General features: G+C 40.7%; 30 protein-coding genes and 1 other annotated feature. Of the genes, 26 read left to right on the top strand and 4 right to left on the bottom strand.

Annotation, left to right across the window (positions count from 1 at the left end; all coding sequences use genetic code 11):
- Positions 1 to 265: 265 nt before the first annotated feature.
- Positions 266 to 1,000, top strand: coding sequence for a transaldolase family protein (locus tag AC1EKL_RS01980; RefSeq protein WP_480189273.1), 735 nt, complete (start codon positions 266 to 268; stop codon positions 998 to 1,000).
- A gap of 93 nt (positions 1,001 to 1,093) precedes the next feature.
- Here the strand turns inward: AC1EKL_RS01980 and AC1EKL_RS01975 are convergent, their stop codons facing one another.
- The gene (locus AC1EKL_RS01975) at positions 1,094 to 1,426 is read right to left on the bottom strand and encodes a hypothetical protein (RefSeq protein ID WP_480189272.1); all 333 of its coding nucleotides are present in this window, start codon (positions 1,424 to 1,426) and stop codon (positions 1,094 to 1,096) included.
- A gap of 157 nt (positions 1,427 to 1,583) precedes the next feature.
- Between AC1EKL_RS01975 and AC1EKL_RS01970 the strand changes: the two genes are divergently transcribed.
- The 25 genes from AC1EKL_RS01970 (at position 1,584) to AC1EKL_RS01850 (ending at position 22,131) form a co-directional block, all read left to right on the top strand.
- The gene (locus tag AC1EKL_RS01970) at positions 1,584 to 1,904 is read left to right on the top strand and encodes a thioredoxin family protein (RefSeq protein WP_480189271.1); all 321 of its coding nucleotides are present in this window, start codon (positions 1,584 to 1,586) and stop codon (positions 1,902 to 1,904) included.
- A 137-nt stretch (positions 1,905 to 2,041) separates the two neighbouring features.
- Complete coding sequence (gene ytpR / locus AC1EKL_RS01965) at positions 2,042 to 2,680, top strand: YtpR family tRNA-binding protein (RefSeq protein ID WP_480189270.1); 639 nt, start codon at positions 2,042 to 2,044, stop codon at positions 2,678 to 2,680.
- Between the two features lie 17 nt (positions 2,681 to 2,697).
- Positions 2,698 to 4,008, top strand: a complete 1,311-nt coding sequence (gene murC / locus AC1EKL_RS01960) for a UDP-N-acetylmuramate--L-alanine ligase (RefSeq protein ID WP_480189269.1) — start codon at positions 2,698 to 2,700, stop codon at positions 4,006 to 4,008.
- Positions 4,009 to 4,094: 86 nt separating this feature from the next.
- Complete coding sequence (locus AC1EKL_RS01955) at positions 4,095 to 4,802, top strand: Bax inhibitor-1/YccA family protein (protein WP_480189268.1); 708 nt, start codon at positions 4,095 to 4,097, stop codon at positions 4,800 to 4,802.
- A 110-nt stretch (positions 4,803 to 4,912) separates the two neighbouring features.
- Positions 4,913 to 7,576 (top strand): DNA polymerase I, encoded by a 2,664-nt coding sequence (gene polA, locus AC1EKL_RS01950; protein ID WP_480189267.1) that lies wholly within the window; start codon positions 4,913 to 4,915, stop codon positions 7,574 to 7,576.
- Positions 7,577 to 7,735: 159 nt separating this feature from the next.
- Positions 7,736 to 8,569, top strand: coding sequence for a bifunctional DNA-formamidopyrimidine glycosylase/DNA-(apurinic or apyrimidinic site) lyase (gene mutM / locus AC1EKL_RS01945; protein ID WP_480189266.1), 834 nt, complete (start codon positions 7,736 to 7,738; stop codon positions 8,567 to 8,569).
- Positions 8,566 to 9,156, top strand: coding sequence for a dephospho-CoA kinase (coaE, locus tag AC1EKL_RS01940; RefSeq protein WP_480189265.1), 591 nt, complete (start codon positions 8,566 to 8,568; stop codon positions 9,154 to 9,156). The genes mutM and coaE overlap by 4 nt, the downstream gene beginning before the upstream one ends.
- 56 nt (positions 9,157 to 9,212) lie before the next feature.
- Positions 9,213 to 9,689 (top strand): transcriptional regulator NrdR, encoded by a 477-nt coding sequence (gene nrdR, locus AC1EKL_RS01935; RefSeq protein ID WP_006916347.1) that lies wholly within the window; start codon positions 9,213 to 9,215, stop codon positions 9,687 to 9,689.
- Positions 9,682 to 11,079, top strand: coding sequence for a DnaD domain protein (locus AC1EKL_RS01930; protein WP_480189264.1), 1,398 nt, complete (start codon positions 9,682 to 9,684; stop codon positions 11,077 to 11,079). Before nrdR ends, AC1EKL_RS01930 begins: the two co-directional genes overlap by 8 nt.
- A complete protein-coding gene (gene dnaI, locus AC1EKL_RS01925) occupies positions 11,079 to 11,990 on the top strand; it encodes a primosomal protein DnaI (protein WP_480189263.1) in 912 nt (303 codons plus the stop codon). The genes AC1EKL_RS01930 and dnaI overlap by 1 nt, the downstream gene beginning before the upstream one ends.
- Before the next feature lie 54 nt (positions 11,991 to 12,044).
- Positions 12,045 to 12,179 (top strand) — a sequence feature (ribosomal protein L20 leader region).
- Between the two features lie 43 nt (positions 12,180 to 12,222).
- Positions 12,223 to 12,735, top strand: coding sequence for a translation initiation factor IF-3 (infC, locus tag AC1EKL_RS01920; RefSeq protein ID WP_480190181.1), 513 nt, complete (start codon positions 12,223 to 12,225; stop codon positions 12,733 to 12,735).
- A gap of 20 nt (positions 12,736 to 12,755) precedes the next feature.
- Positions 12,756 to 12,953, top strand: a complete 198-nt coding sequence (gene rpmI / locus AC1EKL_RS01915; protein WP_006916343.1) for a 50S ribosomal protein L35 — start codon at positions 12,756 to 12,758, stop codon at positions 12,951 to 12,953.
- 52 nt (positions 12,954 to 13,005) lie between these two features.
- On the top strand, positions 13,006 to 13,359 hold the full coding sequence (rplT, locus tag AC1EKL_RS01910) for a 50S ribosomal protein L20 (RefSeq protein WP_006916342.1): 354 nt from the start codon (positions 13,006 to 13,008) through the stop codon (positions 13,357 to 13,359).
- 120 nt (positions 13,360 to 13,479) lie between these two features.
- Positions 13,480 to 14,010 carry a YqeG family HAD IIIA-type phosphatase gene (locus AC1EKL_RS01905; protein WP_480189261.1) on the top strand — a complete coding sequence of 177 codons (531 nt, stop codon included), beginning with the start codon at positions 13,480 to 13,482 and terminating at the stop codon, positions 14,008 to 14,010.
- Positions 14,003 to 15,130: a ribosome biogenesis GTPase YqeH gene (gene yqeH / locus AC1EKL_RS01900; protein ID WP_480189260.1), complete on the top strand. Its 1,128-nt coding sequence runs from the start codon at positions 14,003 to 14,005 to the stop codon at positions 15,128 to 15,130. Before AC1EKL_RS01905 ends, yqeH begins: the two co-directional genes overlap by 8 nt.
- A 17-nt stretch (positions 15,131 to 15,147) precedes the next feature.
- Positions 15,148 to 15,459, top strand: coding sequence for a ribosome assembly RNA-binding protein YhbY (gene yhbY / locus AC1EKL_RS01895; RefSeq protein WP_480189259.1), 312 nt, complete (start codon positions 15,148 to 15,150; stop codon positions 15,457 to 15,459).
- Between the two features lie 12 nt (positions 15,460 to 15,471).
- Entirely contained in the window at positions 15,472 to 16,101 is a 630-nt protein-coding gene (locus tag AC1EKL_RS01890) for a nicotinate-nucleotide adenylyltransferase (RefSeq protein ID WP_480189258.1), read from the top strand.
- Positions 16,094 to 16,708 carry a bis(5'-nucleosyl)-tetraphosphatase (symmetrical) YqeK gene (gene yqeK, locus AC1EKL_RS01885; RefSeq protein ID WP_480189257.1) on the top strand — a complete coding sequence of 205 codons (615 nt, stop codon included), beginning with the start codon at positions 16,094 to 16,096 and terminating at the stop codon, positions 16,706 to 16,708. The genes AC1EKL_RS01890 and yqeK overlap by 8 nt, the downstream gene beginning before the upstream one ends.
- Entirely contained in the window at positions 16,708 to 17,064 is a 357-nt protein-coding gene (gene rsfS, locus AC1EKL_RS01880; protein WP_480189256.1) for a ribosome silencing factor, read from the top strand. Before yqeK ends, rsfS begins: the two co-directional genes overlap by 1 nt.
- Positions 17,065 to 17,808, top strand: coding sequence for a class I SAM-dependent DNA methyltransferase (locus AC1EKL_RS01875; protein ID WP_480189255.1), 744 nt, complete (start codon positions 17,065 to 17,067; stop codon positions 17,806 to 17,808). It begins immediately after the preceding gene.
- A gap of 1 nt (position 17,809) precedes the next feature.
- A complete protein-coding gene (locus AC1EKL_RS01870) occupies positions 17,810 to 18,967 on the top strand; it encodes a nucleotidyltransferase (protein WP_480189254.1) in 1,158 nt (385 codons plus the stop codon).
- A gap of 54 nt (positions 18,968 to 19,021) precedes the next feature.
- Entirely contained in the window at positions 19,022 to 19,573 is a 552-nt protein-coding gene (locus AC1EKL_RS01865) for a DUF177 domain-containing protein (RefSeq protein ID WP_480189253.1), read from the top strand.
- A 50-nt stretch (positions 19,574 to 19,623) separates the two neighbouring features.
- Entirely contained in the window at positions 19,624 to 19,803 is a 180-nt protein-coding gene (rpmF, locus tag AC1EKL_RS01860; protein ID WP_178659582.1) for a 50S ribosomal protein L32, read from the top strand.
- Positions 19,804 to 19,941: 138 nt separating this feature from the next.
- The gene (locus AC1EKL_RS01855) at positions 19,942 to 20,628 is read left to right on the top strand and encodes a response regulator transcription factor (protein ID WP_480189252.1); all 687 of its coding nucleotides are present in this window, start codon (positions 19,942 to 19,944) and stop codon (positions 20,626 to 20,628) included.
- A 15-nt stretch (positions 20,629 to 20,643) separates the two neighbouring features.
- Positions 20,644 to 22,131 (top strand): HAMP domain-containing sensor histidine kinase, encoded by a 1,488-nt coding sequence (locus AC1EKL_RS01850; RefSeq protein WP_480190180.1) that lies wholly within the window; start codon positions 20,644 to 20,646, stop codon positions 22,129 to 22,131.
- A gap of 49 nt (positions 22,132 to 22,180) precedes the next feature.
- Here AC1EKL_RS01850 and AC1EKL_RS01845 read toward each other — a convergent pair whose 3' ends face one another.
- From AC1EKL_RS01845 to AC1EKL_RS01835, 3 genes are all read right to left on the bottom strand, one after another.
- A complete protein-coding gene (locus AC1EKL_RS01845) occupies positions 22,181 to 22,591 on the bottom strand; it encodes a peptide deformylase (RefSeq protein WP_480189250.1) in 411 nt (136 codons plus the stop codon).
- A gap of 143 nt (positions 22,592 to 22,734) precedes the next feature.
- Positions 22,735 to 23,679 (bottom strand): membrane protein insertase YidC, encoded by a 945-nt coding sequence (yidC, locus tag AC1EKL_RS01840; RefSeq protein WP_480189249.1) that lies wholly within the window; start codon positions 23,677 to 23,679, stop codon positions 22,735 to 22,737.
- Positions 23,680 to 23,742: 63 nt separating this feature from the next.
- Complete coding sequence (locus tag AC1EKL_RS01835) at positions 23,743 to 24,021, bottom strand: acylphosphatase (protein ID WP_480189248.1); 279 nt, start codon at positions 24,019 to 24,021, stop codon at positions 23,743 to 23,745.
- Positions 24,022 to 24,055 lie beyond the last annotated feature (34 nt).

Raw genomic sequence — 24,055 nt, 5'->3', positions numbered from 1 at the left:
GGTATACCTTATATTTAGAAATTCTTTAAAAGTTTTTGGAAAAAATTCAATAGAGAACTGATAAACGATTATCATAAAATTGTAAGCTTACGTTAACTATGTAGCACACGGTTGCACAACGACGAAACTGATAAAGGATTATAATTTAGCTTTGCTTAAAATGGTCTACTTATTGCTTGACGAGGATCATGCTTAATGGCAATATAGGCATCGTGGATTGAAAAATATTAATTGGTATAGTTTTGATTTGTGAAAGGAAATAAAAATGCAAAATCAATATGCAATTAAAATTTACTCAGACGGTGCAGATATTAAAGCCATGCGCCAAATGGTAAAAAATGATTATTTAAGTGGTTTTACAACCAACCCCTCATTAATGAAGAAAGCTGGAGTAACTAATTATTTGGCATTTGCTAAACAAGTGGTTACGGAATTTCCAGATTACTGTGTTTCATTTGAGGTGTTTGGACAAACTGCAGATGAAATGAAGCGTGAAGCGGAAATCTTGTCCGGCCTTAGTGAAAATGTATATGTAAAAATTCCAATTATTAATCTAAAGGGCAATTATAATACGGAACTCATTCATACATTATCGGCCAATGGGATCAAAGTTAACGTAACAGCAATTACGACCGAATTACAGGTTCAAGCAGCATTGGCAGCCCTCTGTTCAAGATCACCTGCATTTGTCTCATTATTTGTTGGTAGGGTTGCTGATACAGGAGCAGATCCGATTGATTTTGTTAAGAATTCTGTTGAGATGGCGGATGATTTTGACAATGTTCAAACACTCTGGGCTTCGACCCGAGAAGTCTATAACATCACGCAAGCTGAACAACTTGGCGTAGATATTATCACAGTGCCACCGGTAATCCTGCAAAAGTATAATGAACGCCGGTCATTTACGCCTGATGATGTGGCGTTAGATACCGTGCATGGTTTTGACAAAGATATTAAAACCCTTGGCTTCAGTATCTTAGATGATGCCGTACTGGTCTAAATTAGTTATTAGCATTCCTTAATAAAAAAGTAACGCAAACGGGTTCGAAGACTAGTTACTTATCAGTCTTCGAACCCGTTTAGACGTAAAATATTAGTTTGCACGTGTTATTTTTAAAATCGAACCAGTATCAGCATCGGCAATGAATCGATAATCTACTAATTGGTCATCTTCACGCCGCTGGATACCACCACGGTAAACGGTAGCTTTAGTTGCAAACCGTTGGTAAGAATGTGGTTGGTGGTCAATCCAACTTCCTTCGACGGTCCCTTCTTTCTTAAAGGCATCAATGGTTTCATGTAATATTGTTACAGGGGAAATTTGTCCTTTACCCAATAGTTTACCTAATAAAAATCCGGCAACACTGGAAATTCCTAACGTTGCGGAAAGGAATAATGGCCGATATGTGCTATTGCTGTTATTCATTCTAATCACTTTCTTTATGTCGTTAAATTAAATTGTATTTTAACAATTTTAGACGTACTCAGCAAGAAAATCGATTAGTGGTTAAGCGAAGTTGCCGAAACATCGACGGATGTGGTAAAATCTACTTACATAAAATAAGAGAAACGGAGATGGAATCATGGAACGTTTACCTAAGATGACCCAAGATGAATTAAATCAGCGAGTTGCTGATGGCAACTATGTTCTATTTTTTACAGCTGATTGGTGTCCTGATTGTAATTTCATTAAACCAGCAATGCCGGAAATTGAAAAAGATTTTAATGACTATACTTTCCTACTAGTAGATCGTGACGAAAATATTGACTTGGCGGCTGACTTAGGGATTATGGGAATTCCAAGTTTTGTGGTTTATAAGGCCGGCCAAGAAGTTGGCAGATTTGTTAATAAGGATCGTAAAACGAAGGAACAGGTTGAAGACTTTTTAAAGGGTTTAGCATAAAAATGAGGGACTGGGTAATCGTGATGATGCCGGGTCCCTTATTTTGTAATTAGTGCTTACTGATTACGGCGGTTATGGTACAATCTAATCTGTGAATATTAAAAGAAGAATGAAACTTAGAGGGATGATTAAAAGAGATGCTAATCGCAAGTTATAATTCCCATGAAATGGGCGATATTTTAGTGTTAATGGTTGCACCTGGCAATGGTGACCAAAGTGAACAAACCAAAAATGGTGTTGTTGAAATTAGCAATCACGAGGACGGTAAATTATTAGGTTACAATATTTTACAGGCTAGTGAATTATTACCAGAACTAAAGTCAGTGAATGGTAATGTTGACTTAGATGCTGATCAGATTGACAAGATTAATGCTCATTTGACGGCAGCTGGTTTTAAGCAGCTGATTGAACCAGCTACGCAGCCCCATTTTCAAGTTGGTTACGTAGAAAAAATGATTGATCATCCGAAGTCAGATCACTTGCACATTGCAACGGTCGACTTTGGGAGTGAAAAACGCCAAATTGTTTGTGGATCAGTTAATTTGCGAGAAAATATCAAAGTCGTTGCTGCAACGGTTGGTACAATGATGCCTAATGGTAAATTGATTTGGCCTGGTAAATTGCTGGGAGTAGAAAGTGATGGAATGATTTGTACCCCACGTGAATTGGGATTGAAAAATGCTCCTGACAAGCCGGGATGTTTAATTCTTGATGATGATTTCGCTGCAAATGGTGCACCGTTTGATTTTAATCGTGGTAATCAACTATTCGCCTAACAGAAAGGAACACTAATATGAATAATCAAAAAAGTTACTATTTTGTTGGGATTAAAGGGACAGGAATGGCCGCTCTAGCACGGGTGTTAAATGATCTTGGCAGCCATGTTGAAGGTTCAGATATTACTAAAGAGACTTTCACGCAGGATCCTCTAGAAAAGGCGGGAATTCAGATTCATGAATTTGATCCGGCTAATTTGAAGAAGGGGATGATCGTTGTTCAAGGGAATGCCTTTGGTGATGATCATCCAGAAATTGTTCGCGCCAAGGAACTGGGGCTAACGATTCAAACATACCCACAAACGGTTGAACAAGTCATTGAGAGTAACACATCTGTTGGTATTGCCGGGGCACATGGTAAGACTAGTACCACCGGATTACTATCACATGTGCTTTCAAATGTTGAACCAACAAGTTACTTAATTGGTGATGGAGTCGGTCACGGAAACCCAGATTCACGGTTCTTTGTGTTTGAAGCAGATGAATATCGTGACCACTTTTTAGCTTATCATCCCGACTATGCGCTTATGACGAATATTGATTTTGATCATCCTGATTACTTTAAGGATATTGATGATGTTCGTGCTTCATTTGAGCAGTATGGCCAGCAGGTCAAAAAAGGGATTTTTGCTTGGGGTGACGATCCGAACCTGCGTCAACTTAAAGTTGATGTTCCAGTTTATTATTATGGAACCAATTCGCAGGATGATTTTCGGGCTGAAAATATCGTGCGGACACCAGCAGGATCGACCTACGATGCTTACTATCGTGATCAAAAATTAGGAACGTTTACAATTCATCTTTACGGAGAACACAGTGTCCTTAATAGTTTAGCGGTTGTTGCAGTGGCTTACATGGAACATGTTGATTTAACCGCAATTCAAAAAGAGTTAGCAAACTTTAATGGGGTTAAGCGGCGTTTTAGTGAAAGTAAGCTGGGTGACATGACGATTATTGATGATTATGCTCACCATCCATCAGAAATTAATGCTACGATCGATGCTGCTCGGCAGAAGTATCCAGACAAGGAATTAGTGGTGGTTTTCCAGCCCCATACTTATTCACGGCTTCAGGCGTACTTAAAAGGGTTTGGGCAAGCCTTAAGTAAGGCGGATCAAACATTCGTTACCCCAATTTTTGGTTCAATTCGGGAAAATGCGGGGCATGTTTCTAGCGCGGACCTTGAACAGCTGATTCCTGGTAGTGAAGATATTGACATGCAAACTATGAATAAACTTTTAAATTACCATCATGCAGTGGTAGTCTTCATGGGCGCTGGTGATATTGAAAAGTATGAAGATGAATATGCGCGTTTATTGAAAAAGTAGTTTATAAAAGAGTAAAAATCCTTGATTGAAATGGTGGCGTTTGCTACCATTTCTTTATAAATTTACTGATTTAAGGAGGAGTTATCGTGGATAATTTTTCACAAGAACCGCGTCGTGAAGTGAACGCTGCGGGATTAAATAGTTTTTTAACCCGGATGTATGGGTTAATGTCAGTTGCGGTCATCGTTTCTGCATTTGTAGCATATTTAACGATGGTTCCATTTCGGGCATCGTCATTAGCATTTGCGACGCAGCACAGTGGAATGGTTTGGTTAATTCTACTTTTGCCTATTGCACTCTCGATGGGGATTAGTTTTAGTGCTACGCGGAATCCAGCAGGAAGCCTGCTAATGCTAATGGTAATTGCAGTAATTTATGGATTTGAGTTCTCGCTCATCTCGATTGCATATACCACTGCTAATATTGCTGCTGCTTTCCTATCATCATCTGCAGTTTTCATTACGATGACAATTTATGGAACAGTAACGAAACGTGATCTTAGTCGTGCAGGAAGTCATGCTTTAGCTGCCCTGGTGGCATTAATTATCGCTAGTCTGATTAACATGTTCTTACGAAGCGCTGCAATTTCTTACGTTTTTTCGTATATTGCGGTAATCATCTTCGTAGTCTTAACTGGTTGGGATGCGCAAAAGATGAAGAACATTTATCTTAATTATGGATCACAAGTATCAGTTGGTGGGTTAGCCGTTTTAGGTGCTTTGCAATTATACCTGGACTTCATTAACCTCTTCCTATCCTTATTACAAATCTTTGGGATGAGCGATCGGAATTAACGTTTCCTAGGGGACGGACAATGAGCTAGTGTGCTAGTTCTAGTCCGGCCTCTTTTTATTTTGGGTTAAAGATTGGTACAATGGTACCAGAAAGAGAGCGAGGTTGAATTATGGCAGAAAAGCAACTTTTATTAATTGACGGAAATAGTATAGTTTTCCGGGCATTTTATGCAATGCACACGCAAATCGACCGTTTTACTAATCAAGATGGTTTACATACAGCAGCCATTTATGGTTTCAAACTAATGTTGGATCATGTCTTAGAAAATTTTAAACCGGATGCGGCTTTAGTTGCCTTTGATGCTGGTAAAACTACTTTTCGGACTGCTAAATATCATGACTACAAAGCTGGCCGAGCAAAGACACCCGAGGAATTGACCGAGCAGTTCCCTTATGTACGGCAATTGGTAGAAGCTTCAGGACTGCATAGCTATGAGCTGCCAGATTATGAAGCCGATGATATTATCGGAACACTAGCAAAACAGGCAGATCAGGCGGGCTTTCGAACCTTAATTGTTTCTGGGGACCGTGATTTAACCCAATTGGCAACTGACCATACTACCGTCGCGGTAACTAAGAAGGGAGTCACCCAAACCGAACACTTTACGCCAGAATATATGAAGGAGAAACTCGGGGTAACTCCAACTCAATTCATTGATGTTAAAGCCTTGATGGGTGATAGTTCAGATAATTACCCGGGAGTAACCAAAATCGGTGAAAAAACTGCATTGAATTTAATTCGTAAGTATGGTTCTTTAGATGGGATTTATGAAAATATTGACCAGATGAAGAAGAGCAAACGGAAGGATAATTTAATCAATGAAGAAGCTATCGCTCGGCAGTGTCAAGATTTGGCACGGATTCGACGTGATGCGCCAGTTAAAATTGGACTAGCAGACCTAACTTACCAAGGACCTCAACAGGAAAAGTTAATTGCTTTATTTAAAAAGCTAAATTTCAAATCATTTTTAGCCAAAATGCAAGTAGCTCCAGATACTCATCAACCAGTGGTCAATGAACAGATCCAGTTTACTGAACTCACTGCTGACAATCTTGCAGAACTTAAGCAAATTAAAGATCAGATGGTCTTCCTTTTGGAATTACCTGATTCTAATTACCATGTCTCACCAGTGGCGGGGTTTGTGATTGGCTCGCAGGGTCACTGGTGGGTTAGTCGGGATCCAGAACTTTTATCGGCACCAGAAATCAAGGAGTTATTAGAAGATCAACAAATTAAAAAGGATACGTTTAATGCAAAGGCACATTATGTTGTCCTTCATCGACAAGGGATTGAACTTCATGATGTTGGTTTTGATTTTTTGCTCGTCTCTTACTTATTAAATACGAATGATAACAGTAATGATCTGGGTCAATTAGCCCATGAACATGATTATTACCAAGTTCAATCTGATGAAGAAGTTTATGGGAAGGGGAAAAGTCGCCAACTCCCCGATGATCAGAATGTTTTCTTCACTCATCTGGTTCAAAAAGGAATGGCGATTGAGCAGTTAAAACGTCCTTTAATTGACCAGCTTCATGAAAATGAGCAGTGGCCGTTGTATACCGACATTGAACGTCCGCTTTCCCACGTGTTAGCCCAAATGGAAATTGCAGGAGTGCACGTTGATGCCACCACTTTGAAAGAGATGGGTAGCAAGTTAAAGGAACGACTAGCGGAATTAGAACAAGCCATTTACAACGAAGCTGGGGAAGAATTTAATATTAATTCGACCAAACAGTTGGGAACGATTCTTTTTGAGAAGATGAAGTTACCAGTTATTAAAAAAACAAAAACCGGTTATTCGACATCGGTTGAGGTTTTAGAAAAATTGCAGGGCCAAGCACCGATTATTGATAATATTTTGATTTATCGCCAAATTTCTAAAATTCAGTCAACGTATATCACTGGTTTGCTCAAGGTTATTCATTCATCAGATCAAAAGATCCATACTCGTTATTTGCAGACCTTAACACAAACGGGGCGGTTATCATCAGTTGATCCAAACCTCCAAAATATCCCCGTTCGATTAGAGGAAGGAAGAAAAATTCGGCGCGCGTTTAAGCCGAGCCAACCCGGATGGAAGATTTTCTCTAGTGATTACTCTCAAGTTGAATTGCGAGTTCTCGCTCACGTAACGGGGGACCGTAACCTTCAGCAAGACTTTATTGATGGCAAGGATATTCATGAAAGCACTGCTCGACGAATTTTCCACTTGTTACCTGGAGAAAAGGTAACTCCAAACATGCGACGGCAGGCTAAGGCGGTGAACTTTGGGATTGTCTATGGGATTAGTGACTATGGATTGTCACAAAACATCCATGTTACCCGAAAACAAGCTCACGAATTTATTCAAAGTTACTTCAAAGAATTTCCAGGAGTTCAGGAATATATTGAAAATATTGTCAAGCGCGCCAAGAAACAAGGGTATGTTGAGACTTTAACCCATCGTCGCAGGTACTTGCCAGAAATTAATTCCAAGAACTTCAGTCAGCGTTCATTTGCTGAGCGAACGGCAATGAATACACCGATTCAAGGGAGTGCCGCTGATATTATTAAAATTGCAATGATTAATATGAATGAGCAACTTCAAAAAGCTGGGTTAAAAGCTAAAATGTTGTTGCAAATTCATGACGAATTAATCTTTGAAGCTCCAGAAGAGGAAATTGATCAACTGCGAGAATTGGTGCCAAAGGTGATGGATTCCGCAGTTAAATTAGATGTACCGCTGAAAGTTGAAAGCAAAGTTGGCGACACCTGGTATGATTTGAAATAATGGAGCGGTAATTATAATCGTTATTTAAGATGGGATCGTGACAGAAGACACTAACGTTTTCATGCTCACAATCCCATTTTGTAGACTGGGCTAGATTGAGTAATTTGCAATATTTCCGTAACAGTTTATAATGGTTCTAAAAACTCGGGAGGCGGGATTATGCCTGAAATGCCGGAAGTAGAAACGGTTCGTCGTGGATTAAACCAAATTGCAGACGGTCAGCAAATTATTGGAATTGATGTTAATTATGGGAAAACAATTGAAAATGATGTGGAAGAATTCCGCGAAGCTTTAGTTGGTCAAACGATTGAACATGTTGATCGACGTGGAAAATACTTACTGTTTAGATTTTCTAACCACCTAACGATGATTTCTCATTTACGGATGGAAGGGAGTTATTTTAAACAACAGACGGGAACGCCGGTTGATAAGCATACTCACGTGATTTTTCATTTTAAGAATGGTACAGATTTGTGTTACCGTGATACCCGTAAATTTGGCCGGATGCGACTAGTAACGACTGGTGAAGAGATGAATTACGGTGGTCTACGAACAATTGGTCCTGAACCAACTGAACAAGACTTTAAGCTCGATTACTTTGAACGAATATTACATAAGAGTCGTGGAAAAATTAAGCCATTTTTATTGAATCAAAGTCACGTTGCTGGGCTTGGTAATATTTACTGTGATGAAGTATTGTGGATGAGCAAGATCAATCCGGAACAGGCCGCTAACACTCTTACACATGAACAAGCTAAGACGTTACGAGAAAATATTATTAAGGAAATTGCAACGGCCACAGAACATAAGGGGACGACTGTGCATACTTATAAAAATGCATTTGGCGATGCCGGTGGTTTTCAAGACTACTTAAAAGCTTATGATCATGGTGGCGAGAAGTGTCCCCGTTGTGGAACCAAGATGGTTAAGATTAAGGTTGCTCAACGCGGTACAACTTATTGTCCGCACTGTCAAGAATTGATTGAAAAATGATGATTATTGGTATTACTGGTGGGATTGCCTCTGGAAAGTCAACGGTCAGTAATTATTTAATCCGGTGTGGTTATTCAGTAGTGGATGCTGATCAGGTTGCTAGACAGGTGGTTGCACCAGGAACAAGTGGCTTGAAAAAAATTGTGCAGACCTTTGGCCCAAAGATTTTAACTGGTGATGGACGTTTAAATCGGCAGAAATTGGGTCAGATAGTTTTTGATTCACCAAATCAATTACAAAGATTAAACGAGATTTTGCAACCGCTGATTCGACAGGAAATTATCCGACAATTGACAGCATTGCAAAGGGCGGATCACCAATTAATCTTTTTAGATGCACCGTTATTATTTGAGCAACATTATGATGCACTGTGTGATTTAGTAATGGTTGTGGTCGTTTCACCAGCGATTCAATTAGAACGTTTAATGAAACGTAACCAGCTCACAGTGGAACAGGCTGAATCAAGAATTAAAAGTCAGATGCCATTAGTGGCTAAAGAAGCATTATCAGATCTAGTTATTGATAATAATTCGACCATTGCTAGAACCGAACGACAAGTCCAACAATGGTTGGATAATGTTCAGTAGTATGAATGTGGTATAATGATGCTTGTTTATTAAGCTAGTATAAGGAGGGCAGTAGTTTGATATGTCCACACTGCCATAAAAATGGTTCCCGAGTAATTGATAGTCGGCCGAGCGAAGACGGTACTTGTATTCGCCGACGGCGTGAATGTGCTAACTGTGGTTTTCGGTTCACTACTTTTGAACGATACGAAGAAACCCCGCTGTTAGTTGTTAAAAAGGATGGGACCAGACAGGAATTTAATCGCCAAAAGATTTTAAATGGTTTGGTCCGTTCAGCCGAAAAGCGTCCAGTCAGCATGGAACAACTTACAAAAATTGCGGATAAGGTTGAAAGTCAAGTCCGTCGTTTAGGTGAGACCGAGGTTTCTAGTCAGCTAATTGGTAAGTATGTAATGACCGAATTAAAAGCGGTGGACGAAGTTTCCTATATTCGTTTTGCAAGTGTTTATCGGCAATTTAAGGATGTGGATGCCTTTATGAGTGAATTACAAACTATGATTGGTAACAACAAACGAAGTGATCATAATGACTAACTTTCAGTTAACCCCTAAAACCGGCTATGTTGTTAGTGCTGCCCCCGATTTTGCCAATAATAATGAACAAACTTTTGTTGATTATTATTTACCGTTAATGAGTCCCAATGCTTTGGGGCTTTTTTCAGCATTGCAGTATCAACTAAAGGAACGCCCAATGATTTCAGATCGCCAACCAGTTACCAAATTATTATCCCAATTAAACGTTGGTATCCGGGTGATTACAGAAGCACTTTCGCAATTGGAAGCCGTTGGGTTAATCAAGACGTTTACCAGGACTGACGAATTAGGGGCGGTAGCCGTCTTTGAATTACATCCCACGTTAACTCCAGCTGCGTTCATGAGAGATGAATTACTAAGTGTCCAATTATTAGAAATGGTGGGCCCAGAACGTTTTGAGCAGTTAGGAACTGCGGCATTGGGTTATTATTTAGATGTCGATGAATTAACAAATGTCAGCCATTCCTTCTTTACAGTGTTTCATCCAGATCGAGACCATCTGGCAGATGATGTCGCACTTAAACGCACGCAAAAACAAATTAAAGACGCCACTAGTCATCGGGTAGCCACTAATCAGGTTCCCAAAGACGGTTTTGATTTACATTTTGTAGCGCAACAGTTATCGGGAGCTGGGATTGATCCTGAAATAGTTAATCAATACCAAAAACTAATTTTAGTTGAACACCGGGTATATGGATATGATGAGTTAGCCATTGCTCGTTTGATTGAGCAATCAATTGATATGGTTGATAATCAGTTCAGTGCTGAGGAGTTTAAAAAACGGGCGCGCAATGCTGGTCACGTTTCTACTCCAGATCAGCAAGAAAGTCACACTAGTGACAAACCAGTTAACGGACTAGAAATGACCGGGTTGCCAGAGAATGTACAGGAACTAATTCGGCAGTGTGAAAATCAAGCACCGATGGAGTTTTTAGCACAATTGAAACAGCAAACCAATGGTTACGTCAGTTCTGCCGAACGATACACAGTGGAACGGCTCGTCCAACAAAGTGGGTTATCCGATGGTGCGATTAATTTATTGCTATGGTATATTATTGGTGAGCAAGGTTTGGCAACGGTTAATGCTAACCTAGCAGATGCGATTGCTAATAACTGGGGACGGGCTGGAGTGCAAAATTCGGTGGATGCTTTCAATGAAATTAAACGGCATCAAGCCGCTCGACTACAACGGCAAAGGGCTGGACGTTCGTTCCATAGTAATGGACGAAAGGGATCAGTTAAAGAAAAATTACCTGAGTGGGCAAAGAAGGGCTACCAACCGAAGACCAAGTCAGCGTCTCCTGAACAATTGGCCGAGTCAAAACGCTTATTGGCTGAGTTACGAAAGAATCGTCAAAAGCGTCATCAAGGAAATGGGGGTGACCATTAATGGAACCACTACGTAAGTTATTAAAGAATCAAAATAGTGAAAAAACCACTGAGCAGATTTTTTCTGAAGTGTTTGCTGATCAAGATGTTAAAGCCTTTTTAGATACCAATCGAGAGCGGTTAACTGACGAAGATATTCAACGGGGACGATCAAAACTATATGAATATGTTCATGAAAAACATCTCGCTCAAAATGGTGCCCCAAGTGTCGCTCCAGGTTATACTCCACGACTGGTTATGTCGGCCGGGCAAATTGATGTAACCTATGTTCCAACCACTGAACTACTAGAACAGCAGGCAATCCAGGCAAAACGGCGACGGGTCAATAAGCGATATATGCCAAAATTTATTGAGCATGCCACCCTCGATGACTATTACACTAATAATGAAGGTCGAGCTGCAGCATTGAATGCAGCTGTAAAGTTTGTTAATAGTTACTCAAAGGATAACTTCGTTCCCGGAATCTATCTTTCCGGTAGTTTTGGTGTTGGGAAGACCTATTTACTAGGGGCAATTGCAAATGAACTTGCAGATCAGGGAGTTAATAGTATGCTAGTTCATTTTCCAACCTTTGCGGTGAATATGAAGGGGTCCATTGCCCGTCATACCACCGAGCAAGAACGCGATGAAGTTAAACAAGCCCCCATTTTAATGCTCGATGATATTGGAGCAGATGCATTATCACCATGGTTACGGGATGAAGTTTTGGGAGTGATTCTGGAATATCGGATGCAAGAAGAATTACCAACCTTTTTTAGCTCAAACTTTTCCATGGATGAATTAACTGACCATCTTGCACAAGATAATAACGGTAATAGTGAGCCGTTAAAAGCCCAACGAATTATGGAACGGATTCGCTTTTTGTCCCGTGAGGTTCGGATGGTGGGGCCAAATCTACGAGCCAAGGGATAAAATAAGATTTAGTCTTGACAAAGTTTAGCGAATTGATTAATCTAGTATTTGTTGAAAGAAAAGCAGAAGCACCCGCTTCTCGCCTTGGTGACTAGAGTTGCCGGGCTGACGAGTTGAATGAAGCTAGATTACGAATGTGATTTAGTATTTTCAGGCGGGGTGATATGCACCTCGCTTTTTTTGCTTGTTCTTTCGTTATCAAAATTGGAGGTGTATTGCCATAGCTCAAGGAATGAATGTCAATAACGGTATCCGTGCCATAGAAGTTCGCTTGATTGATCAAGATGGAAATCAATTAGGAATCAAATCCAAGCGTGAAGCTTTACAATTAGCAGAAGAAGCTGATTTAGACTTGGTTCTTGTTGCACCAAAGGCTCGTCCAGCGGTTGCACGAATTATGGATTACGGTAAGTATCGTTTTGAGATGCAAAAGAAGGAACGTGAAGCCCGTAAGAATCAAAAGACTCAAGCGGTAAAAGAAATCCGTTTGAGCCCAACGATTGATACCAACGATTTTAACGTTAAGTTAAACCGGGTTCGTAAGTTTATTGCCAAGGGTGATAAAGTACGAGTTTCATTACGTTTCCGTGGTCGGGCGATCACGCACAAGGATATCGGTCGTGACATGATTGAAAAGATGGCAGATGAGACTAAGGACATTGCCACCGTTGTTCAACGACCAAAGATGGAAGGACGGAGCATGTTTTTAACACTTGCCCCAATTACTGATAAGGCAAAAAAATAAAGAGAAGGTAGGAAATAGTTATGCCAAAGATGAAGACTAATCGCGCTGCTGCAAAGCGTTTTAAGCGGACTGCTAAAGGCGGTTTCAAGAGTGGTAACTCATTTACTAGTCACCGTTTCCACGGTAAGACCAAGAAGCAACGTCGTCAATTACGTGGTCTGAGCATGTTAGACAAGACTAACGTAAAGCGTTTCAAGAAGATGCTTCCTTCGAAGTAATGCATACTGCTAATTAATTTAACAATACAAATCAAACTAGGAGGTTACCACTATGCGAGTTAAAGGTGGAACAGTTACACGCGCTCGTCGTAAGCGCATCATGAAGTTAGCTAAGGGTTATACTGGTTCAAAGCATCGTCTTTTTAAGACTGCTAAGGACCAAGTGATGAAGAGTTACACTTACGCTTTCCGTGACCGGAAGGTAAACAAGCGTAAGTTCCGTGAATTATGGATTGCACGGATCAATGCTGGTGCTCGAATGAACGACATTAGTTACAGCAAGTTAATGCACGGTTTAAAGCTTGCTAACATTGACATCAACCGTAAGATGTTAGCTGACTTAGCCGTTAACGACCCAGAAGGTTTTAAAGCGGTTGTTGACGAAGCTAAGAAGGCTTTGAACTAGTTCATCAATTTATTGAGATTAGGGGAACCCAGCGAAGTGACCCTAATCTTTTTTTATTAATTGAACCACCCCTGTTCAATCGTTATAATTAGATTGATTAATGAAACATGAGGTAAGACATTGATAGCAAAATTCAAACCAACGTGGATGGTAAAAACAGTTTATAATATTTCACCTGATCAATTAAAACAATACGGGATTAAGGCGGTGTTATCGGACCTTGACAATACGCTGATTGCTTGGAATAATCCAAACGGTACTCCCGAGTTACGACAATGGATGAGCGAATTACGCCAGGCGGGGATTCCGTTGATCGTTGTTTCTAACAATAGTGCGCAACGAGTTGCTAAGGCGGTTAAACAACTTGATTTACCGTTTGTTTCTCGTTCCTTAAAACCATTGAGCTTTGGGATCACAACAGCACGGAAACGCCTTGGGCTTTCCCGGAATGAGGTGGTCATGGTTGGCGATCAACTGATGACAGATATGCTGTCCGCTAATATTGCTGGAGTACGGTCAATCTTGGTACAACCGTTAATTAATACTGATAAATGGGATACCCAGATTAACCGGTTCTTTGAAAAATTTGTGATGAAAGATCTACTGAAAAAATATCCAGAATTAAGATGGCAGGAGGATTTGGATGACTGAAGAAAGTAAAACTAATGAAGAATTACGGTGTATCGGCTGTGGAGCAATTATTCAGTCTAAGGACCCAAATGAGCCGGGGTATACTCCTGCGGCGGCCGTCAAAAATGGATTAGCAACCAACGAATTATATTGTCAACGGTGTTTTCGTCTCCGTCATTACAATGAAATTGCCCCGGTTTCATTAACGGATGATGATTTTTTGCAATTACTGAACCATATCCGTGAAGCTAATGCGCTGATTGTGTATGTTGTAGACATCTTTGATTTTAATGGGAGTCTCATTCCAGGTCTCCACCGTTTTGTCGGGGATAATCCGGTACTCTTAGTTGGTAACAAAGAGGATTTATTACCGCATTCTCTACGCCGGTCAAAGTTGCGTGATTGGATCAGACAACAAGCTAATATTGCAGGAATTCGGCCCATTGAAACACTCTTGGTATCGGCCAAAAAGAACCACCAAATTGAGGAACTATTAAATACGATTGAGAAATATCGACAACATCGTGACGTTTATGTGGTTGGGGTAACTAATGTTGGTAAATCGACACTAATTAACCAAATTATTAAACAACGAACGGGCGTCAAAGATTTGATCACAACTTCGCGTTTTCCGGGAACCACTTTAGATAAAATTGAAATTCCACTTGATGATGGACAAGAACTAATTGATACACCGGGGATTATTCATCAACACCAGATGGCGCATGTTCTACCGGATCAAGATTTAAAATTAGTAGCACCACAGAAAGAGATTAAGCCTCGCACCTATCAATTATCTGATGGTCAGACCATTTTTATGGGGGGCATTGCGCGTTTTGATTATTTAAAGGGTCCTAAGGTCGGTGTAGTAGCATACTTTGATAATAATTTGCAACTTCACCGGACTAAACTTAGTAATGCTGATAAATTCTATGAAAAACATCTTGGTGATTTACTAACTCCGCCTACAAAGACCACTAAAGACCAAATTCCATCATTAGAGCGTTTTGAATTTTCTACTGACGAAAAGACGGATCTGGTTTATGAAGGCCTAGGGTGGATTACGATTCCAGCTGGAATTGCGGTTGCGGGATGGGCTCCCCAAGGAGTGCGTGTTCTGACCCGGCGTGCAATGATTTAATAATAAGGAGTAAACAATTGAAATTACGAGGAAAACAAAAACGATACCTTCGTGCACAGGCGAACCATTTTCAAGCAATTTTTAGTGTGGGTAAAAATGGGTTAACTCCAGAATGGCTAGCACAGCTTGATGGTGCACTGAATCGTCGTGAATTAATTAAGGTTAATATTTTACAAAATGCTGATGTTACAACTGATGAGGTTCGTGATTATATCGAAGGCCACAGTGACATTGACGTTGTTCAGGTTATTGGGCGCGTTCTAGTCCTATTTAAGGAATCTGACCAACCAGAATTTCGCAATGTTTCGTTAAGAGTGAAGAAGATTTAAGGGGCGATAGTTTTGCGAGCGGCGGTTCAAACGGTACCAAAGGTTAAGTATCAACGCGTAGGTTTTAGGCGACGCAAACGAATTGGACTCTATGGTGGCACGTTTAATCCCGTGCATAATGCGCACCTTTTAGTTGCGGACCAAGTGGGGAAAGCTTTGGCATTAGATAAAGTGTTGATGATGCCGGATATGATTCCACCACATGTTGATAAAAAGGATGCTATTGCGGCAAAGTTGCGCGTCAAGATGCTTCAATTAGCCATTCAAGAGAACCCTTTTTTGGGGATTGAATTAGCTGAAATTCAACGTTGCGGTGTGAGTTACACTTACGATACCATTTGTGAATTAAAGCAACAGCATCCAGAAGTGGATTACTACTTTATTATTGGCGGAGATATGGTTGACTATTTACCAAAGTGGTACCGGATTCGGGATCTATTAAAGATAGTAAATTTTGTCGGTGTTCGTCGGACTGGAGCAGCAAACAAGAGCGATTATCCGGTCATTTGGGTGGATGTGCCTGAAGTTGATTTTTCGTCAAGTGATATTCGACAACGAATTCATGATGGTCGTTCGATTAAATATATGGTGCCAGAAAAAGTTGAGCAGTATATTAAGGAGCATCAGTTATACATTGACTAAGCAAATTACATATCAAGAAAATTTATTACCATTAACTAGGGAAGAGTTGGTTGAACGTTTACAACAGGCACTTTCAAAAGGGCGTTTTGAACATGTTTGTCGGGTTGAACAAACAGCGATTGAGCTGGCCCGGTTATACAATGTTGATGTCGAAAGGGCAAGTATTGCTGGGCTCTGTCATGACTATGCAAAAGAAAGCCCAGATGAGGACTTTGTTAAGTTGATCCATCAACGTAAAATGTCCCCGGAATTACTTCAGTATGGTAACGCGATTTGGCATGGCGTCGTTGGTGCTGAATTGGTTAAGGATGAGCTTGGTGTTCATGATGAAGATATCCTTAACGCAATCCGTCAACACACCACTGGTGGTCAGTATATGACCAAGTTAGCCCAGATTATTTATATGGCTGATTATATTGAACCGGGCCGTGATTTCCCGGGGGTCGAAGAAGCGCGACGAATAACGAAAAAAGATTTGGGGGCCGGGGTGGCCTATCAAACCAAGCATACGTTAAACTACTTGATTGCCGCAGGACAGCCTGTTTACCCCAAAACGATTGATACGTATAATTCTTGGGTACCAAAATATAGAAAGGAAATTAATTAATGAATAGTAAGGAATTATTGGAAAAAGTTGTGAAAGCCGCTGACGGTCGGCGTGCTGAAGATATTGTGGCACTCCAAGTGGACCAGATTAGCCCAATGGCCGATTACTTTGTTATTATGACTGGTGGCTCTGATCGTCAGGTACAGGCCATTGTTAATGCAATTGTTGAGATGGCACATAGCAACAAGTTGGAAATTGGTAGTGTGGAGGGAAAACATGCTGCTCAATGGGTTCTAGTGGATTTAGGAGATGTTGTTGTTCACGTTTTCCGCGAAGAAACTCGCCATTTCTATAATCTAGAAAAACTTTGGTCTGACGCACCATTGGTGAACGTTAGTGAATGGGTAAATGACTAAATGATTTACGGATCCTTTGCTCAATACTATGATGAGTTGTTTGATGAACAATTATATTCAAAATGGGCCCAATACGTTCAAGAAAATACTTCAACGGGAGGGCAGTTACTTGATTTGGCCGGTGGCGCTGGTCGGTTGGGTGTTTTGTTAGCCCAAGCAGGTTATCAAGTTACAGATGCTGATTTGTCCGATGAAATGCTTGCTCTTGCTTCTAACCATGCACAAGCGGCGAATATTAAACTACAACTAGTGCAGGCTAATATGCTGGATTTGACAGCGCTAGGATCATTTAACACCATTACTTGTTTTGCGGACTCGCTATGTTATCTGCGTGATTTAACGGAAGTACAGCAAGTTTTTCAACAAGTTCAGCAACATTTAGTTGATGGTGGGACCTTTTTATTTGATATGATTACACCATATCAAACGGATGTCGTGTATCCGGGCTTTATGTATAACTATCAATCTGAAGACCAGCAGCGCTATTTTTTATGGTCAAGTTATCAAAATGATGATGTTGAGCATGGTGTGATTCATGAATTATCATTTTTCAATCGGCTGAGTAATGGTAATTACCAGCGACTCGCTGAAACCCACTTTGAACGTTCGTATCCACGTCAACTAGTTGTAAAGGCACTTCAACAAACGGGCTTTAAGAGCATTGAAGTATCCAGTGACTTTGGCCATGGAAAGCTCAATGCACAAACAACTCGCTGGTTTTTCAAGTGTCAGAAGGGTGAATAAGATGAAAGCAGTTGGGTTAGTTGTTGAATACAATCCTTTTCACAACGGACATTGTTATCACCTGCAAAAAGCGCATGAATTGACTGGTGCGGATGTTGTAATAGCGGTAATGAGTGGTAATTTTACCCAGCGTGGCGAACCAACCATTGTTGATAAATGGCAACGAGCTGAAGCAGCATTGGTCAATGGGGTCGATTTAGTGGTTGAATTGCCCCTAGTCAATGCAGTCGAACCTGCCGATCGTTTTGCAGCAGGAGCCCTCCGCCTTTTGGCTGATCTCCAAGTTGACTCAGTTGTGTTTGGGGCCGAACATCCGCAATGGGATTTTGAACGGATGGTAGCGATGGAGGACCACTTTTCTACCGAACAATTTAAACAGTTTGACCAAACTTACGCAACGCAATTCAACAGTCAGTTACATGAACAGTTAGGAATTTCATTAATTGAGCCGAATGATATTTTGGCGTTTAGTTATACCAAAGCTAAACTCAAAAATGACCTGCACCTTAATTTGGTTCCGCTGGCCCGTCAAAACAGTCAGTATCATGATCAAACAATCACTGGGGAAATTGCCAGTGCTAGTGCCATTCGGCATGCAGTTCAGAAACAAAAATGGGATCTATTGAAAAAGGCGGTACCGAACAGGACCTTTAAGCAGTTACGAACTCAGTCAAGGGTACCCTCGTGGGAATTCCTATACCCGATATTGAGAAACGAGTTAATTCAGGCGCCCAGCTCACGATTAGCGAAGATCTACCAGATGTCAGAGGGACTGGAAAATCGTTTAAAACGAGCTGCTCAACACCACCTCACTTTTACAGAGTTTATTAAGGAAGCCAAGACAAAACGCTATACATACGCTCATTTAAGCCGTCTGTTGCTATACGTTGTTCTACAAGCTACTACCAGTCAAGTCAATACCGCCATTCAGAATCCATATCATCACGTGTTGGGGTTCACGGCACGAGGGCGGCAATATTTACACGAGGTTAAAAAGCAATTAGAATATCCATTAATTGTGAAAGTTGACCAAACTCTCGATGGCGGCCGACTTGATTTAGATTATCGGGCGGGAAAATTGTATCAAAACTTTACGCCAGTTGAGCAGGATTTGAAACACTCACCATTGCGGTTAGAAGTGTCAAGTAAAAGTCGTTGACATTCATTAGTGGTCAGCGTATAATTGGGCACGTTGCATTAGGAGGTTAGTACTATGAAATGGTCACTAAACGAATTACATCGCTATTCAGAAGAACCACTTCATTTCAAAAGTACTTTTGATCTGAAAGCATCATTAATGAAGCGCTTCCCGAATGAAATTTTGGATGCGCAAGCAATGGATGTTGAAGGTTACGTTAGCTATGACGATGGTGATGCCACAGTCACTGCTCACGTAGAGGGACAGATTACCGTACCTTCCACCCGTTCATTAACACCTGTGAAGTTGCCGTTGAATTTTGACTATTCAGAGACATACACGGCAGAGGAAAATCACTTGTCACGGTATGATGATCAAGAGGTCGTTTTTTTGTTACCGCATGACCATCAGACAATTGATTTTGATGAATCGTTATTAGAAAATATCTATGAGCAGATTCCGACACGGGTGTTAACCCCTGATGAACAATCCAAGGATCAGTTACCTTCAGGAAAGGGCTGGTCAGTAACTGAAGAGGTTACTGATGATCATCAGGAAACTAACCATGTTGATCCACGTTTCGCTAAGTTAAAAAATTTATTTCCTGATCAGGACACAGATGGTTAGCGGACGGTTAAAAACCAAGTGGATAAAATTTTTATAAGGAGGTGTCAAACATGGCTGTACCAGCACGAAAGACATCAAAGACTCGTAAGCGTAACCGTCGGGGACACATTAAGTTGACTGTTCCTGGTTTAGCACCTTGTCCAAACTGTGGTGAACTTCGTAAGTCACACATGGTTTGCCCAAACTGTGGTTACTACAATGGTAAGGAAGTTGTTGCTAAGAACAACTAAGCGACCAATTTTAATTAAAGGCTTTCCTCTAGGCGCCGGACCTGGGAAAGCCTTTTTTATTTTATAATTTTGGGACCGTTAATTAGAGAACTATGATAAACTTAATATTGATTTAGAAAAAATTGTGAAGGTGAAAAAATGAGTCGGATTTTAATCATTGAAGATGAAGAAAACCTTGCCAACTTTGTTAATTTGGAACTGAAACATGAAGGTTATGAAACAGATGTTGAGCTTGATGGTCGAGGTGGGTTGGAATCAGCTTTAAATGAAGATTTTGATGTAATTCTATTGGACTTAATGTTGCCAGAACTTAACGGAATTGAAGTAGCTCGCCGAGTTCGTGAAGAAAAGAATACGCCAATTATCATCATGACAGCACGTGATTCGGTTATTGATCGAGTATCGGGGTTGGACCATGGTGCTGATGACTATATCGTGAAGCCATTTGCGATTGAAGAGCTGTTAGCGCGGGTCCGTGCATTACTACGGCGGATTAGTATTGAAGATGGAAATAATAATAACCATCAAACTACGGTTAAGTATCAAGATTTAACCATTGAAAAGGAAAATCGGGTGGTCCGCCGCGGTGATGAAGTGATTAACTTAACTAAACGTGAATATGAATTATTACTCATTTTAATGGAAAACATCAATGTGGTTATGTCGCGTCAGGAGTTACTCAGTAAAGTATGGGGATATGATGCCAAGGTGGAAACCAATGTTGTTGATGTTTATATTCGGTATTTGCGGAATAAAATCGATCGCCCGGGAGAGAAGAGTTACATTCAGACTGTTCGGGGGACTGGCTACGTAATCCGTTCGTAAAACGGGAGGCAGCTTATGGATGATCATGAACAAAAGCCGCGCAAGTTTTTTTCTTTAAAACTAAAGTGGGCATTTGGGACGGCCATTGGCTCGCTGGTGATTAGTTTAATCGTCGTTTTAGCCATTTTTAGTGCGTTTACGAGTGATTTTTTGAATCAGGAGCGGACAGCACTTAAGCAAAGTTTAACGACGATTAGTCAGCAATTAGGCGAAAATGCTAATCAGCGAGAATTAACTCGTCAGATGGTAAGTGATACTTTACAAAAAAAGGTACTTGATTCGCAGCGGGCAACTCATGAAGATAAAATTTATCATCGTCCGGTACTTCAAGGACTGAGCGATGCTCACCAAAATGTGACAGTATTTAATTTAAATGGCAAGCCATTATTTCAAACTGGTGATGTTGTACAAAAGTTCCAGCGTACCGCGCATCAACGAGTTACGCTAAAAAAATGGCATGGCCATAAAATGATCGTTGGCCGTTCACCAATTTATGACAAACAGACCCATCAAATTATTGGATATTTGCAAATTGAAAATCCGCTGGTTAACTATTATCAGCACTATCACCGGATGTTGCTAATCGTCTTTTTGGCATTATGTTTAGTGGTGATTTTTAGTGGCTTATTAGGTTATGGACTTTCATATATCTTATTACGTCCCTTAACGGATATTGGAAAAACTTTGGCAGTGGTGACAAAAGATTCGACCAAAGATGTCCGGACTCCCGAAACCAATCGGAACGATGAACTGGGGGAATTAAGCCACTTATTAAACGAAATGCTTGATCGGACGCAGCGTTATATTGACCAACAGTCCCAATTTGTGGGCGACGTTTCTCATGAATTACGAACCCCAGTAGCAATCATTCAAGGGCATATGGAAATGCTAGAACGGTGGGGCAAGGATGATCCTAAGGTTCTGGCAGATTCAATTAAGGCGGCACTGGCGGAAACAAGTCGGATGAATAATCTAGTTCAAGAAATGTTGGATCTATCCAGAGCAGAGCAAGTTGAGATTAAGTTTCGTGATGCCACGACCAAGGTCGAAGAGGTTGTTGAACAAGTTTATAATAATTTCAAGATGATTCATCCAGATTTTCAATTTACCCTTGATGATGACTTACGCCAAGATGTGGAAGTGAATATTTATCGGGATCATCTGGAACAGATTTTAATTATCTTATGTGATAATGCTGTGAAGTATTCTGCAGAGCGGAAGGAAATTCATCTATCGTTGTCGCGTAATTATAATTCGGTCGAGATTGCTGTTCAAGATTTTGGTGAAGGAATCGCGCCAGAAGAAGTCGATAAGGTATTTGATCGCTTTTATCGAGTGGATAAAGCTCGTAGTCGTAAGAAAGGCGTTAATGGTTTAGGATTGTCCATTGCCCAACGGTTAATCAAGGGCTACCATGGGACAATTACTTTGGAAAGTCAGTTGGGAGCCGGATCCATTTTTCGGATTACACTACCAATTGTGAAGTATGATGACAATAATTAAGCATAAAGGGAGCGTCTATGGACGCTCCCTTTATGCTTGTTAGTGAAAGTTATATTAAAATACCATTGCAGTGGTCAATTTCATGTTGCGCAATTTGTGCGGGAAAGCCATTTAACATTATTTGTTGATGGTGTCCTTGGATATCCATAAATTGCACTGTGATGGTTTGATAACGAGTTGTCGTTCTTTGTCCATTTAGGCTCAAGCAACCTTCTTGAGCTTGGTATGGTTGTTGATGATCAATGATTTCTGGATTTAACATTGCAACTTGGGCTGGACCAATCGTTATTGCGATGATTCGTTTGTGAATGCCAATCATATTGGCAGCGAGCCCAACACAACTTATTTGATGAGCTTGCAGTGTATCTAGCAAATCTTGAGCGATCTTGACATCACTAAGCTGGGCTGGGGTACTGACCTTGGTTAAAATCTTTTGATCATGAATGATCGGTTTAATCATGTGAAAACTCCTTTATAAAAAAGACGTGGTGGAAGCTATCGATAACTTCGGCGTCACGTCCTGAGATGATCGACTCCAGTGTCACGTTTTAGACACTGGAGTCGATTTACATATTGGATTGAAAGACACAGTACCGTAAATTATTAATTATGGTGGTGCTGTTGCTTACCAGCGTTTCGTCGCTTAGGCTTAGCCGCTGGTTTATTTTGTAATTGTTGAATGGTATCTTGATGATCAGCTTTGGTATTAGTCGTTGGTTGAGAATGCACAACCGGCTTTGGAGCTGGCCGATTTTTTACTTCTTGAGCAATTTGTTTTTTCAAGTGCGGCCGGTAGGCATTGATTAACCAAGTTTGCAAGATGGCAAATAGACCACCAATAAAGAAATATAATCCTAAACCAGCTGATGAAGTCATTGAAATGAAGAAAATCATCACCGGACTCATTAACATCATCATCCGCATTTGGGCCTGCTGATTTTTTGGCATTCCGATCATTGAAAGCCACCCTTGGAAAAGGTAGGCCACAAAAGATAAAATTGCCAACAAAATGCTTGGCTTCCCCAGAGGAATATCAAGGAAGGTAGCATGATAAAGATCAGGAGAGTAACGAATGGCAGCGTATAATGCTGCAAAAACCGGTAGTTGAATTAGTAAAGGAAGACAGCCAATTCCACCAGTCATACTAATATTGTTGTCGCGGTACAGCGCCATCATGGCTTGGGTAGCAGCCGCTTGCTCTTCAGGCGTTTTGGCTGCCTTTTGTTGTCGCTGAATTTCTCGTAATTGCGGTTGAATCATTGACATTTTTTCTTGCATCAATGTCGACTTCTTCATTTGACTCATCATTACTGGCAGCAGGATTAGACGAACGACAATTACGATGACGATAATTGCCCAGCCATAATTATTGCCCATCAGACTTGCTAGCCATTCCATTAAGTGCTGCATTGGTTTAGCAAGGTATTCGTAAACCATTCCGTATGGTTTGCCGCTTTTGGTGGTTCGTACACAACCGGAAAGTATGAGCAATGTACTAAGCAGGCTTCCTGCTAATAACCAGCGTCGTTGTTTTTTCAATAAACTCAATCCTTTATTTTAAAATTATACAGAAGGTATCTTACCTTAAAAACGGGGGGAATTCCAGTCAGTTTACCATGATTCCTTAATCGAAAACGTTTGGGTATTGATCAAGTTTCCTGGCTTAATTTTGACGTTAGTTACGCGGGCGTATTGATTAACCCCAGCCTGAACTTGCTTGGTGAATTTACGGACCAAATTGTGTGGCCCTTGAACCACGATATGCACGGTGCCATCCATTTGATTTTGAACAAAACCGGTGAGCCCGAGTTTTTGTGCCAATTGATAGGTGCTCCAGCGAAAGCCGACTCCTTGCACTCGCCCGCTAACTGTTAAATGATAATTAATCATTGTAAAACGCCTCCGCTTGATTAATGGTATAATT

The sequence above is a fragment of the Limosilactobacillus sp. C0001E2 genome (assembly GCF_056590915.1).
This window is presented reverse-complemented; position numbering and strand designations above follow the sequence as displayed.

Coding starts and splice junctions, on each gene's coding strand:
- infC (WP_480190181.1), top strand. CDS start 12,223: ATGAATGTCAATAACGGTATCCGTGCCATAGAAGTTCGCTTGATTGAT.
- rplT (WP_006916342.1), top strand. CDS start 13,006: ATGCGAGTTAAAGGTGGAACAGTTACACGCGCTCGTCGTAAGCGCATC.
- AC1EKL_RS01845 (WP_480189250.1), bottom strand. CDS start 22,591: ATGATTAAACCGATCATTCATGATCAAAAGATTTTAACCAAGGTCAGT.
- coaE (WP_480189265.1), top strand. CDS start 8,566: ATGATGATTATTGGTATTACTGGTGGGATTGCCTCTGGAAAGTCAACG.
- rsfS (WP_480189256.1), top strand. CDS start 16,708: ATGAATAGTAAGGAATTATTGGAAAAAGTTGTGAAAGCCGCTGACGGT.
- AC1EKL_RS01980 (WP_480189273.1), top strand. CDS start 266: ATGCAAAATCAATATGCAATTAAAATTTACTCAGACGGTGCAGATATT.
- AC1EKL_RS01970 (WP_480189271.1), top strand. CDS start 1,584: ATGGAACGTTTACCTAAGATGACCCAAGATGAATTAAATCAGCGAGTT.
- rpmI (WP_006916343.1), top strand. CDS start 12,756: ATGCCAAAGATGAAGACTAATCGCGCTGCTGCAAAGCGTTTTAAGCGG.
- polA (WP_480189267.1), top strand. CDS start 4,913: ATGGCAGAAAAGCAACTTTTATTAATTGACGGAAATAGTATAGTTTTC.
- AC1EKL_RS01850 (WP_480190180.1), top strand. CDS start 20,644: ATGGATGATCATGAACAAAAGCCGCGCAAGTTTTTTTCTTTAAAACTA.
- AC1EKL_RS01875 (WP_480189255.1), top strand. CDS start 17,065: ATGATTTACGGATCCTTTGCTCAATACTATGATGAGTTGTTTGATGAA.
- AC1EKL_RS01865 (WP_480189253.1), top strand. CDS start 19,022: ATGAAATGGTCACTAAACGAATTACATCGCTATTCAGAAGAACCACTT.
- AC1EKL_RS01835 (WP_480189248.1), bottom strand. CDS start 24,021: ATGATTAATTATCATTTAACAGTTAGCGGGCGAGTGCAAGGAGTCGGC.
- AC1EKL_RS01930 (WP_480189264.1), top strand. CDS start 9,682: ATGACTAACTTTCAGTTAACCCCTAAAACCGGCTATGTTGTTAGTGCT.
- dnaI (WP_480189263.1), top strand. CDS start 11,079: ATGGAACCACTACGTAAGTTATTAAAGAATCAAAATAGTGAAAAAACC.
- murC (WP_480189269.1), top strand. CDS start 2,698: ATGAATAATCAAAAAAGTTACTATTTTGTTGGGATTAAAGGGACAGGA.
- ytpR (WP_480189270.1), top strand. CDS start 2,042: ATGCTAATCGCAAGTTATAATTCCCATGAAATGGGCGATATTTTAGTG.
- AC1EKL_RS01870 (WP_480189254.1), top strand. CDS start 17,810: ATGAAAGCAGTTGGGTTAGTTGTTGAATACAATCCTTTTCACAACGGA.
- AC1EKL_RS01975 (WP_480189272.1), bottom strand. CDS start 1,426: ATGAATAACAGCAATAGCACATATCGGCCATTATTCCTTTCCGCAACG.
- yqeH (WP_480189260.1), top strand. CDS start 14,003: ATGACTGAAGAAAGTAAAACTAATGAAGAATTACGGTGTATCGGCTGT.
- mutM (WP_480189266.1), top strand. CDS start 7,736: ATGCCTGAAATGCCGGAAGTAGAAACGGTTCGTCGTGGATTAAACCAA.
- rpmF (WP_178659582.1), top strand. CDS start 19,624: ATGGCTGTACCAGCACGAAAGACATCAAAGACTCGTAAGCGTAACCGT.
- AC1EKL_RS01855 (WP_480189252.1), top strand. CDS start 19,942: ATGAGTCGGATTTTAATCATTGAAGATGAAGAAAACCTTGCCAACTTT.